This window comes from Deinococcus aestuarii (assembly GCF_018863415.1).
Classification (GTDB): Bacteria; Deinococcota; Deinococci; order Deinococcales; family Deinococcaceae; genus Deinococcus; species Deinococcus aestuarii.
Genome location: NZ_JAHKSN010000007.1, coordinates 116,460 through 132,853, shown reverse-complemented (window position 1 = coordinate 132,853; position 16,394 = coordinate 116,460). Strand labels below are relative to the sequence as shown.

The window sequence follows — 16,394 nt, the reverse complement described above, 5'->3', positions numbered from 1 at the left end:
GCCGCATCCACGCGCGGAATGCGGCCCCGGGGAGACAGGCGGCCTACGACTTGCTGAGGTCCTTCCAGTAGGTCCCGGTGCGGAAGGCGAGCATGGGGTTGAAGTTCTCGCGGCTGATGCCCTGGAGGGTGTCGCGGTAGGCGAGGATGCCGGGGTTGCTCGGCATCAGGACGTAGTAGGCCTGATCGAGGGCGCGGCGGGCGACCTGGCCGTACAGTTCGTTGCGGCGCTCGGCGTCGGTGATCGTGCGCGCCTCCCGAATCCAGCCGTCGATCTGCGCGTCTTTGAAGTTCAACCGGGGCTGGTAGTACCCGTCGCTGGCGTAGAAGGTGTGCACGAAGTTGTCGGCGTCGGCGTAGTCGGGGGCCCAGCCCGTGATGATCATGACCTCACGCCCGGCGCCGCCGTCCTCGAGGATCTCGCTCCACTGCTTTTGCTGGATGTTCACCCGGAACTTGGGGTTGAGCGACTCGATGTTGCGCTTGAGCAGCTCCATCGCGGTCTGGGCGGGTACGCTCCCGGCACGGTAGGTGGCGGTCAGGGTAAAGCCCTGCTGCCACACCCGGCCACCCCACGCCCGCTGGAACGCCTGCCGGGCGGCATCGAGGTTAAACTCCGGCGCCGCGAGGTCCGCGTCGTAGCCCGAGAAGGTCTCGGGAAGCAGGAAGTTGCGCGGCTCGCCCTTGCCGCCCTGCACCTCCTTGATGTAGGTGGGCACGTCGAAGGCGGCCACGAAGCCGCGCCGCACGTCCACGTCGCTGAAGAAGTTGGCGGGGATGCCCTGCCCGTTGAGCTGACCGCTCCCGAGCAGCGAGGCGTCCTTGATGTCCTGGTTCATCGAGATGCCGAACGCGCTGATGTCGGGCAGGTCATCGAGGACGGCGACCCCCGGCTGGCCGCGAAGCTGCTCTTCCACGATGGGCCGCCCGCCCGTCTCGATCAGGTCGGCGTCACCGCGCAAGAAGGCCTGCTGCCGCGCCGCCTGCTCGGGCACGACCTGAAGGATCACGTTCTTGATCGTGGCCTTCTCGCCCCAGTAGTCCGCGAAGGCCTCGGCGGTCAGGGCGCTGGAGGTCTTCTGGAGGAAGCGGTACGCGCCCGTGCCGCTGGGGTTTTGCGCGAGGGGGCTGCCCGTGAGGTCCTTGCCCACCGCCGCCTTCCAGGTCGCCTCGGTGCCGTCCCACTCGCCGAGTCCCTTGGCGTGCTCGCTGTCCACGATGCTCTGGCCGGTGTAGGCGAGCTTGGAAAGAAACGCCGGGTCCACCTTGGGCAGCGTGAAGACCAGCGTCTCGCCGTCGCACTTCACGGCGTTCGTGATCCGCTCCCAGGTGATCGACTGGTCGTCGTTGGCGTTGCTGCCGGTGCCGAGCAGGCTCTCCGAGAGAAACCAGTTGCCGCTGTCGCTCGTGTTCGTCACGAGGTTGCGCCGGAAGGTGTACTCGGCGTCCGCGCACGTGAAGCTGTTGCCCGAGTGGAACTTCACGCCTTCCCGCAGGGTGAAGCGGTACTCGCGCCCATTCTCGCTCGCCGTCCACTCGGTGGCGAGCAGGGGCCGCAGCTCCGAGAGGCTGCTCCCCTGGTAGGTCAACAGCGTCTCGTACAGGTTCTCGACGACCTGCCCGCTCGACGTGTCGTACGTCGTGCCGGGATCGAGGGTCGGGATGTCGGCGCTCTCCTGCACGACCAGGGTGCCGCTCGCGCCGCCCGCCTGGGACGTGGTGCCGCCTGCCGACGTGTTGCCGCCGCTGTTATTGTTGGCGTTCCGGTTGTCGCAGGCCGCGAGCGCCAGGGCGAGCGTGGCGAGGGCGGCGGCGCGGAGGGGAAGGGATTTCTTCATGGTGGCTCCTGGGGGCGCTCGTGTAACCGGACACACGGTTCGAGCGGAGGGTTCATGGCAAGGGCCGCCCACCCGGACGGTCTTGATGGGTCAGGGTAGGGGCCGCACGTGAGGGCTCTTCCCGGTTCCGTTCAAGATTCATGAGCGAGATGAACAACTGGAAATCAGAGGGTGCCAAGCTCACGAAAGGTGAGTCGGACGTTCCCCTCACCCGGGCTGCGTGGGGGCCTCTTCTCCTTGGACCTCCACAGGTGTCCGCCGAATGCGAGCCCTCCCACAGCCGCCTTGAGTGTGCTCGTGTAAGGTTTCCTAATGACTTTGAACGCCCATGCGGATTCTTTCGTGTTGCGCGGCACGGCGGCGGGCGGGACCCTGCGCCTCGTCGGCATCGACGCGACGGCCCTGGTCGAGGAGGCCCGGTTGCGCCACCACCTCAGCAAGACGGCGACCGCCGCGCTGGGCCGGACGCTCGCCGCCTCGGCCCTGCTCGCGGTGGTGCTGGGCAAGAAGCCCGACAGCCGGGTGACCGTCCGGGTCCAGGGCGGCGGCCCTGTGGGCTGGATCGTGGCGGAGGGGAGCGCGGACGGCAAGGTGCGCGGCTACGTGCGCGAGCCCGGCGCCGACCTGCCCGTCCGCGCCTCGGACGGCAAGCTCGACGTGAGCGGCATCGTGGGCACGGAGGGTGAGCTGGCCGTCACGCGGCTCCTCGACAACGGCGAGCCCTACACCGGCAGCGTGGAACTCGTGAGCGGCGAGATCGCCGAGGACGTGAGCACCTACCTGGGCGTGTCCGAGCAGATTCCCAACGCCGTGCTGCTCGGCGTGTACGAGGAGGGGGGCCGGGTGGCCCGCGCGGGCGGTCTGCTCGTGCAGGCGATGCCCGGCGTCCGGGACGAGACGCTGGCCCGGCTGGAGGCGAACATCCGCGCCATCGGGCAGTTCACCGATCACTTGCGCCGGGGCAGCCTGCTGGAAACCATGCAGGCCGCCGCCGAGGGCCTGGACCTGACGCTGGCGCCGGGGGCCCAGCCTGCCCGCTTCCAGTGCCGCTGCTCGCGGGGGAAAGCGCTCGACAGCCTGAAGTTCTTCGCGCCCGGCGAGCGGCGGGAGATGATCGAGGAGGGCGGGCAGGAAATCGTCTGCCACTGGTGCGGCGAGCACTACCAGATGACCCCCGCCGAGATCGCCACCCTCGACGCGGCCCCGGAGCGGGCGCAGGCTTAGGAGCGTTTCGCAGCAGCCCCGATCAGCGGAGCATGGGCGGACCTCCCCCGTGCTCCGCTTCTTTGTGGAGAGGTCAAGGTGGGAAGACGTGCCCGCTCTTTCGGGGAGGCAGGGGGAGGCGGGCGCACCACCGTCCCAGGTGGTCCACCGTGCACCACGACTCCAGCCAAGGGTGCCCCGGTGCCGTGACGTTCAGGGTGCTGGCGGTCGTGCCGGACGCCGCCGTCCATATCGGTGGGCAGGCGCACGCCGGTCGGTGGGGTGGACCTCGCCCAGCCAACGGCGACCACGGATAATGGGCGTCATGAACCGACCGATCCTCGCGTCGCCACCGCCTGCGCACGCCGTCGTCCCCACCCCCCGTCCCTTCCCGTGAGGGTGGAAGACGGCGCCCTCGCGGCCCGGGCGTGGGAGCGGGTCCAGGCGGAGGACCGCGCGTGGCTCACGGCCCTCGCGCGGCGGGCGGGCGGGGACGCGCGGGTCGCCCTCGTCGGCGGGGCGGTGCGGGACGCCCTGCTGGGCGAGACACCCCTCGACCTCGACGTGGTGGTCGAGGGGGCGGAGGCCGGGACGCTCGCGGCGGGAACGGGCCTGCCCCACCTCGTCCACCCGGCCTTCGGGAACGCGACGGTGACCCTGCCGGATGGGCGGCGCGCCGACCTCGTGCGGGCGCGGCGGGAGAGCTACCCGGTGCCGGGGGAGAACCCGGTGCCCGAGCCCGGCACCCTGGGGGACGACCTGCGGCGGCGCGACTTCGGGCTGAACGCGCTCGCGCTGCTCGTGGACCCCGGCGGGGCCGTCACCCTCCTCGACGAGGTGGGCGGCCTGGAGGACCTGGAGGCGCGGACGCTGCGGCCCCTGCATCCCCTCTCCCTGCACGAGGATGCCAGCCGACTCGTGCGCGGGGCCCGGCTCGCCGGACGGCTGGGGCTGACGGCCCACCCCGAGCTGCGGCGGCAGGTGCCGGACGCGCTGGCGATGGCCGACCGGACGCCCCGCCTGAACGCGGAGATGCGCCTCCTGCTGGACGAGCCGAGGCCGGGCCGGGCCGCCCGCGTGCTGGAGGAGTGGGGCGCGGGTGGGCTGCTCCCGCCCGGAGCCCTTGAACGGCTGGAGTCGCTCGACGCCCAGCAGGACGCGGGGCAGCCCCTCTCTTCCCAGGCCCCCCAGGTGTACGGGGCCGCGCTCCTCTCCGCCGCTCCCGACCCCGCCGCGCTCGCCGCCCGGCTCGGTCTGGGGGCGAGGCCGGGGGCGCTCCTCGCCCGCGCGCTGGGGGACGCGCCCGCCGCGCCTGGAACCCCGGAGGGCGTGCTGCGCACCCTGCTCCGCCCGGACGCCTATCCGGCCCTCACCGGGCGGGACGTGCTCGCGCTCGGTGTGCCGCCCGGTCCCGCCGTCGGGGCGGCGCTCGCCCACCTTGCCGCCCTGCGCCGGGCGGGGCAGGTCCGCTCGCGGGACGAGGAACGGGCCGCCCTCGCCGAATACCTGGGCACGCGATCCTCCTGAGCAGTTCGTCGAATCTGCCCACCGTTGGGCCACGGGGCACACCGGTTGTGGCGGCAGTCTGAACCTCCTCGGTAAGGGGCCATCCCGTACCCGGTCGCACCCGCCCGTACAATGCGCCCCATATGCTGCTCAGTCTCCTGACCACGAACCCCCTTCAGTTCGTGATTATTGCGGCGGCGCTCGTGCTGTCCCTGACCGTCCACGAGTTCGCCCACGCCTATACCGCCGACCGCCTCGGCGACCCCACGCCCCGGCGCTTCGGGCGCGTGACCCTCAACCCCGGCAAGCACCTCGACCCCTTCGGCACCCTGCTCCTGCTGATCGCGGGTTTCGGCTTCGCGCGGCCCGTGCCCATCAACCCGAACAACCTGGGGCGTTGGGGAACCCTGTGGGTGTCGGCGGCGGGGCCCATCAGCAACCTCCTGATCGCCCTCCTGATGGCCCTGCTCCTGCGCTTCCTGCCGCCCAGCCAGTTCACCGTCGCGGTGCTCTCGACCGTCCTGAGCGTGAATGTCGTGCTCGCCGTCTTCAACCTGATCCCGATTCCGCTGCTCGACGGCAGCCGCATCATCGGCGCCCTGATCCCCTCGCTGGGCCGCAGCCTCGCCCAGTTCGAGGCCCAGCCCTTCAGCTTCGTGATCGTGATGCTCTTCATCTTCATCGCGCAGGGGCCCATCGGCAACATCATCCGCACGGTGCAGGGGTGGGTCTTCGGCATCGTCGGGCTGCGCTGAGGCCGACTGGAGCAAGTCAAGACCCCCGGCACGCGGCCGGGGGCTTTCTTTTTGGCTAGGTGTCCGACCTCAGTCGGCCAGCCCGGACTTCTTGTGGAGGTTCTTGGCGATCTCCATGATCTCGTCCATGCTGTACTCGGGCGAGAACTCCGCCGAGTCGTGCCCGCCGTCCACCGTCTCACCGCCGGTCGGCAGCTCGTCGGTCACGTAGACCTCCTGCCCGTCGTCGGGGTGGGGACCTTTCCAGATCTTGCCCATGTCGGTGTAGTCGGTGGGGCTGAAGCGGTAGAGCTTGAGGTGGATGCCCTGATCCATCAGCCGCTTGGACTCGGGAATCTTGGCCGTCTCGATGTGGGGCACCGGGAGCATCTTGGTGATTTCCACGCCCGTCAGCGTCTCCAGCGCCTTGGCGTAGGCGACCTGGTGGACGCCGCCGCGCACGAGGAGGTAGCCGGTCAGGGCCTTGGCTACGGGGTCGGAGACCGCCTCGTACACCCGCAGTTTCTGCTGCCGGGCGCCGCTCTCCAGGAAGAAGTTGTGCAGCAGGTCCAGCACGAGGTTGCCGCTGGAAAACACGTTGTCGCCCGTCCAGGGGATGTTGCGCGAGTCCTGCACCATCGCGCCGGGGCCGCCTGCGATGAAGTTCTGGGCGTTTCTCATCCCGATGGCGAAGTCGAGCGGCGTGGTCGTGGGATCGACGGGCTCCTCGCGGCTCTTCACGTCCGGCCCGGCCAGCAGGGCGTTGATGGTGGCGGCGACGAGTTCGATGTGCCCCAGCTCCTCGGCGGCGATGTTGGAGATCAGGTCGTAGTACGGCTTGAGTTCCTTTTTGCCCCGGAAGTTGAACGACTGGGTCATGTAGTTCATCAGGGTGGACATCTCGCCGAAGCGGCCCCCGAAGAGTTCCTGCACGGTGGCGGCGGCGTTGGGGTTTTTCTCGTTGGGAAGCGGCAGGTCGAACTGGAGTTTGTCGATACGCAAGAACATGGGCGGGAACCTCCAGGGAAAGGACCACCGACGTGAAAGAGCCGGATTGTCGGGAGCCTACCCTACCCCCGCCGTCCCCCACCCGCTGGGTGAAGGAAAGCTCCAGCCGGGGGCCCGGAGCGCCCGCCTTCAGCGCAGGTGAAACATCATCGCCACGTGTGCGCCCGTGCCGCCCAGCACGAACAGGTGCCAGATTTCATGGAAGCCCCAGTGCTGCCAGCGACTTCCGGGGCGGGGAGTCCAGCGCCGCGTCCCGTAGATCACGGCGCCGATGGAGTACAGCACCCCACCCACCGCCAGCCAGACGAGCGCGGCGGGCGGCAGGTTGCGCGCGAGTTGCGGCAGCAGCCCCAGGGCGATCCAGCCCATCCCCAGGTACAGCAGCGTGCTCACCCAGCGCGGCAGCCGCATGGTGACGAGCTTGAGGACGATCCCCGTGACCGCGATGCCCCAGATCACGCCCAGCACGCCGTCACGCCACACTCCCTCCAGCCCGTAGTACGCGACCGGCGTGTAACTTCCCGCGATCAGGAGGAAGATGCCCGCGTGGTCGAGCTTGCGCAGCCACAAGAGCCCCCGCTCGCTTCCTCCGAACGAGTGGTAGCTCGCCGAGGCGGCGTACAGCACCACCATGCTCAGCCCGAAGACGAGAAAAGGCCACAGGGCCAGCCCCCGCGCCCCCGCCCACCCCAGCAGCGGCCCCAGCACGACCAGCGCCGCCACGGCCCCGCCCCAGTGGGTGAGGGCGTTGACGGGCTCGCGCGGGGCGGTGAGGAGACGCTTCACGCCCTCCAGGGTAAGGGGTGGGGGCGCGGGGGTGTGGGGGTTGGGACGCAGTACGCGGAAGGCGGCGGAGCCTCAGTTCCCCTTGAGAAAGTCCCCCACACGTCGCAGGAGGAGGGAGGTGGCCGCGGCATCGTAAGCGGGCAGGCTGCTATCCGTGAACAGGTGCTCGTCCCCCGGGTACAGGAACAGTTCCGCTCGACTCGCCGACCCAACGAGCGCCCGGGCGGCCTCCGCGTCCTCCTCGAAATAGGGGTCGGCCTCCATCGCGTGAATCTGGACGGGCACGTCCGCGGGCCAGTGTTCGCCGAACTCCGAGACGGGCAGACAGGCGTGGAGCAGCAGGGCTCCCCGCGCCCCGGGGCGGGTCTGGGTCAGCCGCTGCGCGGGCATCACCCCCAGCGATAGCCCGGCGTAGACCAACCCGGAGGGCAGGTCGTCCGCGGCACGCACCCCCGCTTCGAGGAGGTGGCTGAACCCGAGTTCCCGGGCGTGGGCGACGCCCGCCTCCAGGGTGTCAAAGGTCCGCCCGTGGTAGAGGTCGGGCGTGTGCACCACATGCCCGGCCCGCCGCCACTCGTCGGCGAGGGCGAGGAATCCCGGAGTTTGACCTTGTGCGTGGTGGAACAGCAAGATTTCGGCCATGCACGAAGGCTAAAGGGAATTGCCGTCAGCCTGTGGCGTCTTGGGGAAGAGTCGTGCGCCCCCAAAACTCCTACTTCCCCCCGTAGTTCGGCGCCTCCTTGGTGATCGTGACCCCGTGCGGGTGGCTCTCGATCAGGCTCGCGCCCGTGATGCGGACGAACTGGGCGGTGTCGCGCAGGGTTGCGAGGTCGGGGGCGCCGCAGTAGCCCATGCTGCTCCTGAGGCCGCCGACGAACTGGTAGAGGACCTCGCCCGCCCGGCCCCGGTAGGCGATGATGCCCTCGATGCCCTCGGGGACGAACTTGCGGCTGCCCGACTGGAAGTAGCGGTCGCTCGAGCCCTGATCCATCGCGCCCAGGCTCCCCATGCCCCGGTAGCTCTTGTAGCGGCGCCCGTCGCGCAGCACGACCTCGCCGGGGGCCTCGTCGGTGCCCGCGAGCATGGAGCCCATCATCACCGCGCTCGCCCCGGCGGCGATGGCCTTGGGCACGTCGCCCGTCTGCTTGATGCCGCCGTCGGCGATGACGGGGACGCCCGCTTCCAGCGCGGCCTCGGAGGCCTCGAAGATGGCGGTGATCTGGGGGACACCGACGCCGGTGACGACGCGGGTGGTGCAGATGCTGTTGTGGACGACCGCGTTGTCGGCGATAAAGCTGTGGGTCGGGCAGTCCACTTCGATGTCGTAGACGGGCAGGCTGAGGTTCAGGTCACGGCGCGAGAGGGGCTTGACGACGCTGTAGTCGGGAAATTGCCGGGCGGCGTGCGAGACGTTCAGGCGGGCGCGGTAGGAGTCGAGCAGTTCGCCCTTGACACCCTGGAGACCGCCGAGGTTGCCGGGCTCGACGTGCATATTCGGCAGGCTGCCGTCGATGAGGTGGCACAGCAGCCCGAACAGCTCCAGCAATGCGCGTGAGGTGTTGACGAAACACTGGCGACCGTCGGCGGCGATATAACCGTCGCTGTCGATCAGGCCGTCCTTGAGACCGCGCAGGTACGCCTCGTCCTTCACCAGATAGGCGTGAGGCAACCCCTTGTGTTCCCGCTTGCCGAATCCTGCGAGGAGGCGAGCCCAGGGCAGGGAGTAGAGGTACAGGCGAATCAGGTTGCCGTCATCCTTGCGCACCGGGCGCACGCCCGTCACCCTCTCGACTGCGGCGCTCACCTTGTCGGCTATCTCCCCCTCCTCGTGCGAGAAGAACCAATCCACCCGGCCGACCTCCGAGCCCGTGCGGGTCTCGCTGCCATTGTGATTAAGGAAGGCGTGCCCGTCGCCCAGGAAAGTGCCGAACAGGTAGCCCAGGTCATAACTCTCCCGAATCTGTGTCTGGTACCGCCGCTGGAGCTGCCCCTGACGGACGGCGAAGTCCCCCAGGTTGATCTCCAGCGAGTCGGGCAGCTCGAAGTGGAGCTGGCGGGGCATCAGGAACACGTCGCCCTCTGCCTCACCCACCGCCTTCCACCTGAGCTTGCTCTCGCCAAGACGGGTCGGCTGGGCCAGTGCACGGGCATACCCTCTCGAACTCACCGACGCCGCGCTCACCGTGCTCAGGTCGCCCACCCAGTAGCGGTGATCGGGCGTGACCAGTGTCTCGCGCGGGGCGTGGACGTGCCGCAGTGCGATGACCTCCCGGATGCCCGTACACCACGAATTCACCACCGTGACAGGTCGCCCGTGCATGTTGAGCACCCGGTCTCCGACCCGCACGTCCTCGATGTTCTTGTAATACCCGCCCGCCATCAGCACCCGGGTCCCGGCGGCGAAGCAGCCCGGTCCGATGCCGACCTTCACCGCGTCCGCCCCCGCCGCGATCAAATCTCTCGCCCCCGCCCGCGTGGCGATATTCCCCGCGATGACGTCCACATCGAAATGATCCTTCACCCGCGTCAGGGCGTTCAGGATGCCCTGGCTGTGGCCGTGCGCGCTGTCGAGGACGAGCACGTCGGCCCCGGCGGCGACGAGGGCCCCGGCGCGGTCCATCAGGTCGGCCCCCACGCCGATGGCGGCGGCGACCCGCAGGCGGCCCAGGCTGTCTTTCGCGGCGCGCGGGTATTTGACCCGCTTGGTGAGGTCCTTGATGGTGATCAGGCCCTTCAGAAAGCCACCCTCATCGGTGACGAGCAGCTTCTCGATGCGGTGGCGCTTGAAGATCTCCTGCGCCTCCTCCAGCGTGGTGCCGACCGGGACGGTGACGAGGTGTTCGCGCGTCATCACGTCCCCAATCGGCGTGGCGGGGTCGTCCAAGAAGCGCAGGTCGCGGTTGGTGATGATGCCGAGCAGCCTGCCCGCGGGGTCGGTGACCGGGACGCCGCTGATCCGGTACTCGCCCATCATGCGCTCGGCGTCCCCGACCGTCGCGTGGGGGGGCAGGGTGATGGGATCGACGATCATGCCGCTCTCACTGCGCTTGACCTTGCGGACCATCTCGGCCTGGGCGTCCACGGGCATGTTCTTGTGCACGACGCCGATCCCGCCCTCGCGGGCCATCGCCACGGCCATCGCGGTCTCGGTCACCGTGTCCATCGCCGCCGACACGAAGGGGATGTTCAGCCGCACCCGGCGGGTGAGCTGCGTCTCCACGCTGACCTCGTGCGGCAAGACCGTGGAGTGGCGGGGCAGCAGCAGCACGTCGTCGAAGGTGATGCCCTCCTGGCCGAACTTGTAGGCGAAGCGGCCCTCCCGCTCGCCCGCGCCGGGCTGGCCGATCGATGCGGGGGGCGTGGCCTCGGGGGTCAGGCTCGTCATGGGGGGGAGTGTACCCCTCCCCTCCCCCGGCGCGGGGTGAGGGCGTCCACACCGCCTCCCCCGGACCCCTTGCAGGCTCCCGAAGCCCATGCTAGATTCTCCCTCGCCCGCCCGGGGCAGACAGTTCATGGGGTCGTAGCTCAGCTGGGAGAGCGCGTCGTTCGCAATGACGAGGTCAGGGGTTCGATCCCCCTCGACTCCACCAACCAAGGCCCGCACTTCGGTGCGGGTTGTTCGTTGCCCCCGCCGAGCAGACGGCCGGTCGGGGTCCTCCGGGGAGGCGGAGAGCGGGCGCCACGTCCCGGCCGGCCCCGGCGCTCTTCACCCGCCGTTTCGCGGAGCCCACGGGCGTGCCACCTCCTGATCTCGGTCCACGACCGGGCGAAGCCGGCAACCACATTCCCGGGCTTCGGGCGTGGGCGGGCCGCGTCGTCCTCATGGAACGGGGGAAATGCCCGTAGGCCGCCCCCGTGCGGGTCTGCGAGAAGTCTGTAAGTGGACGGCTGGCAAGATACCCGGGTGAGGCGAACTTCACATCTGCCCTTCCTCCCCCCGGCGGAACGGTGAGTCCTGTGGGGGGTCGCCCACGTGCCGCTATGCCACGGACCCTTCCTCACCCTCCAGCCCCGGCCTTCCGCCTGCCCGACGACCCGGAACCCGGCGTGGGCGGGCGCGGCCCGGCCGGCCGCGCGGCCCTGACCGCCCGCGAGCAGGCCCTGTTCGAGCTGCTGTCGCGGCACCGGGGGCGGCTCTTTACCCGCGCTGAGATCGTGGAACGGGTCTGGGGCGTGGCGTTCGGGGGAGACGACCGGATCGTGGACGTGTACGTCAAACGCATCCGCCGCAAGCTCCGGGACGACGTGATCGAGACGGTGCGCGGCGGGGGGTACCGCCGCCCGGAGCGGCCGGACGGGCGCCAGGCCCTCCCCCACTTCGCCCACCTCTCCGCCGACGCCCGCACCCTCCTCGGCGTGGGGCGCCGGGTCCTGGGGGCCAGCACCCCCCGGGCCGTGCTCGGCGAGGTGCGGGGGGTGCTGGCCCCTCCCCTGCGGGTGAGCGCCGTGGCCCTGCTGGGGGCGGCGGGCGCGGGCTGGGAGGTCCGGGAGACCTGTGGGGACGCCCGCGCCGACTGGCTGGCCCTGCCCGTTCCGGAGGGGAGCGGCCCGGTCTACCTCGGGGGAGAAGGCGGGGGGCGCGCCCGGGCCGCTGCCCTGCTGCCCCTCGTGGGGCCGGACGTGGGGCACTGGGCGACCCTGGCCCTTCTCGCCGAGCCCGGCGCCGGGTGGGACGCGGGGGCGCGCGCCCAGCTCGAGGCGGTGGCCGCCCTGGTGCACTCGGCCCTGCGGCTGTGCCTGGAGACCGAGGAGCGCGTGCGGGCCCAGCAGGAGCTGCGCGCCCTGACCGCCGACCTCGGGGAGCGGGTGCGGCGCCGCACCGAGGCCCTCGCGCGGGCGGGGGCCGAGCAGGAGGCCCTGGGCGAGCTGTCGCGGCGGCTGGAGGGGGCGGGGGGCGTCGCCGAGGGGCTCGCGGCGGCCCTCCCGGTCCTCGCGCGGCTGGCGGGCACGACCGCCTGCGCGGCGTGGCTGCCGGGGCGCGGCGCGGCGCCCACCTGCCTGCGGGCGGACGGGACGCCGGGCACGCCCCCCCACCGGCCCTTTCCCCCGGAGGCGGGCGGCGGGGAGGTCACCCTCCACCCCTACGACGAGGCGGGGCGACCGCCCGGACCGGGGGAGGCGAGCCCGCTGCTCCCCACCGCCGTGGGGTCGGTGACGCGGACGCTCGCGCGCCTGCTGTACCTGGAGGCGCTGGAGGCGGCCGCCCTGACCGACGAGGACACCGGGCTGGGCAACCGCCAGGCGTTTCTCGCGGACCTCGCGGGCGAGGTGGCCTACAGCGCCCGGCACGGGACGGGGTTCGGGCTGGCCCTGGTGGAGATCGGCAACATCCGCTCGCTGAACGCCACCGTGGGGTACGCCGGCGGCAACGACATGATCCTGAGACTGGCCGCCACGCTGCGCGAGACGCGCCGGACCGAGGACCGGGTCTACCGCCTCAACGGCGCGACCTTCGCGGTGCTGCTGCGCTTTCCCCCCCAAGCGCCCCTCCTCCCCGCGCCGGGCCCCCCCGCACCGGGCCTGGAGGGCTGGCGCGAGCGGCTGCGGCCCGTGCTGGCGAGCCTGGCCCGCCACGCCCCCTTTCCGCTGGAGCTGTGCTCCTCGCAGGTGAGTTGCCCGGGGGACGCCCGCACCTCCTCCGACCTGCTGCGGCTGGCCCTCGCCCGCCTCGCACCCGGGCTGCCCGGCGCCGCGCCCGGGGAGAGGGGCCATGTCCACGCGCGGGACTGAGGTGGCCGGGCCCGCGGCCCTCCCGGGCGGCGACCTCGCCGGGCACGCCGAGCGCTGCGCGGCGCTGGCCGCCGGGGGGCCGGACACCGACCTCGTGGAGGCGGCGCGGGCCTACGCGGAGGCGGCGCGCGAGGCGGGCGAGGACGGCCGGGAGGTCGAGGCCCTCTCGCTGCTCGCCGCCGCCGCCCAGCGTTCGGGGCAGTTTCGCGCGGCCGCCACGGCGCAGGGGCGCGAGGCCGAGCTGCGGGCCCGGGGCGGTGACCGGGTGGGGCAGGCCGAGTGCCTGAACAACCTCGGGATGCTGTGGGCGAACCTGGGCGCCCACGCCGAGGCGCTCGCGGCGCTCTCCCAGTGCCAGCAGCTCGGCGAGCAGTACCTGGAAATCCCGGCGGAGCTGCGCGCGGCGTGCCGGGTGAACATCGGCCACACCTTCCTGACCCTGGGGCAGGCCGCCCAGGCGCTGCCCTTTCTGGAGGGCGGCCTCGAGACCGCGCGGGGCTGCGGCGACCTCGAGACCGAGCTCGGCGCCCTGGGGATGCTGGGGCTCGCCCACAAGGACCTCGGCGACCACGACCGGGCGGCGCGGACCCTGCATCACGCCATCGAGCGGGCGCGGCGCGAGGGCCTCACCCGGCACCTCACCGACCTGCACGACAACCTCGGGCAGGTGCATCTGGAGGGCGGCGACGTGGAGAGCGCCTCGGGGATGTTCCGCCAGTCGCTCTTCTGGGCCGAGGAGGCCGGGGACGTGCAGGGCCGGATGGGCGCCCTGCTCAGCCTGGGGCGGCTGGAGTTTCGCCGGGGGGAGCCGGACGCCGCCGCCGCTCACCTGCGCGCGGCCCTCACCCTCGCCACGGCCCACGGGCTGCACGCCTCCCGGCTCAGCATCCTCGAGGCGCTCTTCACCGGCCTGGAGGCGCGGGGGCGGGGGGCCGAGGCCTACCCCTACCTGCGCGCCTTCCGGGACCTGGAGCGCGAGCTGTTCACCGAGGAGAGCGAGCGGCAGGCCCAGTCGCTGACGGCCCGCTTCGAGGCCGAGCGGGCCCGGCGCGAGGCCGAGATGTACCGCCAGCTCGGGGACGCCTCGCAGCACGCCCGGCTGGCGGCCGAGGAGACCGTGCGGGTGCGCACCGCCGAGCTGGAGGCCGTGCAGATCGAGATCGTGACCCGGCTCGGCATGGCCGCCGAGTACCGCGACGACCGCACCGGGCAGCACACCCGCCGGGTGGGGGAACTCAGCGCGTGGCTCGCGCAGTCGCTCGGCCTGCCGCCCGAGGAGGTGGACTTGCTCCGCTGGGCGGCGCGGCTGCACGACATCGGCAAGATCGGGGTGGGCGACGACGTGCTGCTCAAGAACGGGCGCTACACCCCCGAGGAGTTCGAGCGCATGAAGCTGCACACCGTGATCGGGGCCAAGGTGCTGGAGGGCAGCACGTCGCGGCTGCTGCGCATGGCCGAGGAGATCGCCCTGACCCACCACGAGCGCTGGGACGGCAGCGGCTACCCGCGCGGGCTGAGGGGCAGCGCGATCCCCGTCACCGGGCGGATCGTGGCGGTCGCCGACGTGTTCGACGCCCTGACGAGCGAGCGGCCCTACAAGGAGGCCTGGGCCGTGGAAGACGCGCTGGCGGAGATCCGGCGCCTCTCGGGGGTGCACTTCGACGCGGAGGTGGTCGACCGGCTGCTCGCGCTCGTCGCCAGCAACCAGACCTCGCTCGCCCCCCTGCTGCTGCCCCGCACCCTGACCCCGGCCCCGCACGCGCCGCCCGCCGGGGCCGCCTCCCCCGAACACCGGGAGGGGCTGGCGCTGCTGGAGCAGGCCTGGGCATTGCGGCAGAGCGATCCCAAGACCGGCGCCGGGCTGGCCGAGCGGGGGCTGGACCTCACGCGCGGGGCGAGCGACGAGCGGGTGCTGGGCGCGGCGCACCGCACGGTGGGCTTTTACCGCTTCGTCGAGGGGGCGTACGAGGCGGCGCTGGGGCACCTCTCGCAGGGGCTGGACCTCGCCATCCTGACCGGGGACCGGGCCATGCAGGCCGACTGCGCGAACTTCATCGCGGGGGTGTACAGCAGCCTGCACGAGTACGACAAGGCCGCCGACCACCTCGCGGTCGTGCTGCGGATCGCGCGTGAGGAGGGCGACCGGCTGCGGGAGGCGCACTGCCTGCACAACCTCGCCACCCTGAGTTCCCAGGGGCGCGACCTGACCAAGGCCCGGCAACTCGTGGAGGAGAGCCTGGGCCTCTACCGCGCGGCCGGGGACGTGAGGGCGCACACCCGCGCGCTCAACACCCGGGCGAACATCGCCTTCGACCTCGGCGAGATCGAGCGGGCGGCCCGGTCGGCGCAGGCCGCCGTAGCGCTCGCCGAGGAGACGGGCAACCTCCCCGAGAAAAACCGGGCGCTGTCCGTCGCGGGCAAGGCGGCGGCGCGGCTGGGTGACCCGGAGGCAGGCCGGGCCCTGCTCGCGCAGGCCATCGCGGACGCCCGGGCCGAGGGCCTCACCACCTACGAGGCCTGGCACCACTTCGAGCTCGGCGGGGTGCACCACCAGGCCGGGGACCTCACCCTGGCCCGGGCGTCCTACGAGGAGGCCCTGCGGCAGGCGCGGGAGCTGGAGCTGCGCGAGTTGCAGCTTCCGGTCTACCTGGGCCTCTCCGAGCTGTGCGCGCAAGAAGGCCGTCACCAGGAGGCGTTCGAACTCTACCGGCGCCACCACGAGGTCGAGCGCGAGATCTTCAACCACACGGCGGCCCTCAAGACCCGCGCCCTGATGACCCAGCTCGATGTCGAGCGGGCCAAGGCCGAGGCGCAGATCTACCGCCTGCGGACCATCGAGCTGGCAAGCGCCAACGAGGCGCTGGAGCGGGTCAACAGCGAGAAGAGCAGCCTGGTGAACATGCTCGAGGAGCAGTCCCGGTTGCTGGAGCGGCAACTGTCGGAAGACGGTCTGACCGGGCTGTTCAACCGCCGCCACATCGAGGGTCTGCTGCAACACGAGTTCCTCCAGGGCCGGGTCCAGGGGCGGCCGCTGTGCGTGGCGATGGCCGACGTGGACCACTTCAAGGGGATCAACGACCAGTTCTCGCACCTCGTCGGCGACCAGGTGCTGCGGACCATCGCCGGGCTCTTCCGGGAGGCGGTGCGGTCCCCGGGCGCCGTCGGGCGCTACGGCGGGGAGGAATTCCTGCTCGTCTTTCCCGGCACCGAACTCCACCAGGGCCAGCGCATCTGCGAGCGGGTCCGGGCCCTCGTCCACGCCTTCGACTGGTCGCAGATCCACCCCCACCTGAGGGTGACCCTCTCCATCGGCGTCGCCGCCGCCGCGCACAGCCCCAACCACGAGCGCCTGATCTCGGTGGCGGACGAGCGTCTCTACCAGGCCAAGCATTCCGGACGCGACCGGGTCTGCGCCGGTTCGGCCTGACCGGGACCCCCGGAAGACGGCCGGGGGCCGTAAGCCAGCACCTCCCCCACCCGTGCGGGCGCCGGTCTCCTCCCGGGCGCCCGCGACGGCGTTCTTCAGGATCAGGTCGGCCCGTCCCCCGTCCGCCGCGCCTTGGCCCCGGACGGGAGGAGAAGAACGTCCA

10 protein-coding genes and 1 tRNA gene are annotated in these 16,394 nt (G+C 71.6%); 6 read left to right on the top strand and 5 right to left on the bottom strand.

The features are described 5' to 3' along the window. Positions 1 to 43: 43 nt before the first annotated feature. On the bottom strand, positions 44 to 1,837 hold the full coding sequence (locus IC605_RS11150; protein ID WP_216323401.1) for an ABC transporter substrate-binding protein: 1,794 nt from the start codon (positions 1,835 to 1,837) through the stop codon (positions 44 to 46). Positions 1,838 to 2,149: 312 nt separating this feature from the next. Here IC605_RS11150 and hslO point away from each other — a divergent pair, with 312 nt between their 5' ends. The 3 genes from hslO (at position 2,150) to IC605_RS11135 (ending at position 5,301) form a co-directional block, all read left to right on the top strand. Continuing rightward, complete coding sequence (gene hslO, locus IC605_RS11145; protein ID WP_216323398.1) at positions 2,150 to 3,061, top strand: Hsp33 family molecular chaperone HslO; 912 nt, start codon at positions 2,150 to 2,152, stop codon at positions 3,059 to 3,061. Positions 3,062 to 3,439: 378 nt separating this feature from the next. Then, positions 3,440 to 4,567 (top strand): tRNA nucleotidyltransferase/poly(A) polymerase family protein, encoded by a 1,128-nt coding sequence (locus tag IC605_RS11140; RefSeq protein WP_216323395.1) that lies wholly within the window; start codon positions 3,440 to 3,442, stop codon positions 4,565 to 4,567. 122 nt (positions 4,568 to 4,689) lie between these two features. Continuing rightward, a complete protein-coding gene (locus tag IC605_RS11135; protein WP_216323392.1) occupies positions 4,690 to 5,301 on the top strand; it encodes a site-2 protease family protein in 612 nt (203 codons plus the stop codon). Between the two features lie 69 nt (positions 5,302 to 5,370). On the opposite strand, the gene IC605_RS11130 is transcribed toward IC605_RS11135, so the two are convergent. From IC605_RS11130 to IC605_RS24610, 4 genes are all read right to left on the bottom strand, one after another. Next, positions 5,371 to 6,288 carry a manganese catalase family protein gene (locus tag IC605_RS11130; protein WP_216323390.1) on the bottom strand — a complete coding sequence of 306 codons (918 nt, stop codon included), beginning with the start codon at positions 6,286 to 6,288 and terminating at the stop codon, positions 5,371 to 5,373. 129 nt (positions 6,289 to 6,417) lie between these two features. Beyond that, the gene (trhA, locus tag IC605_RS11125; protein WP_216323387.1) at positions 6,418 to 7,074 is read right to left on the bottom strand and encodes a PAQR family membrane homeostasis protein TrhA; all 657 of its coding nucleotides are present in this window, start codon (positions 7,072 to 7,074) and stop codon (positions 6,418 to 6,420) included. A 72-nt stretch (positions 7,075 to 7,146) separates the two neighbouring features. Next, complete coding sequence (locus IC605_RS11120) at positions 7,147 to 7,716, bottom strand: dienelactone hydrolase family protein (protein ID WP_216323384.1); 570 nt, start codon at positions 7,714 to 7,716, stop codon at positions 7,147 to 7,149. Positions 7,717 to 7,786: 70 nt separating this feature from the next. Continuing rightward, complete coding sequence (locus tag IC605_RS24610; RefSeq protein WP_246580705.1) at positions 7,787 to 10,459, bottom strand: IMP dehydrogenase; 2,673 nt, start codon at positions 10,457 to 10,459, stop codon at positions 7,787 to 7,789. Between the two features lie 129 nt (positions 10,460 to 10,588). On the opposite strand from IC605_RS24610, the gene IC605_RS11100 reads away from it, so the two are divergent. The 3 genes from IC605_RS11100 (at position 10,589) to IC605_RS11090 (ending at position 16,231) form a co-directional block, all read left to right on the top strand. Continuing rightward, a tRNA-Ala gene (locus tag IC605_RS11100) sits at positions 10,589 to 10,664 on the top strand. 391 nt (positions 10,665 to 11,055) lie between these two features. Then, positions 11,056 to 12,804, top strand: a complete 1,749-nt coding sequence (locus IC605_RS11095; RefSeq protein WP_216323381.1) for a winged helix-turn-helix domain-containing protein — start codon at positions 11,056 to 11,058, stop codon at positions 12,802 to 12,804. Then, on the top strand, positions 12,785 to 16,231 hold the full coding sequence (locus IC605_RS11090) for a diguanylate cyclase (protein WP_216323378.1): 3,447 nt from the start codon (positions 12,785 to 12,787) through the stop codon (positions 16,229 to 16,231). Before IC605_RS11095 ends, IC605_RS11090 begins: the two co-directional genes overlap by 20 nt. Positions 16,232 to 16,394 lie beyond the last annotated feature (163 nt).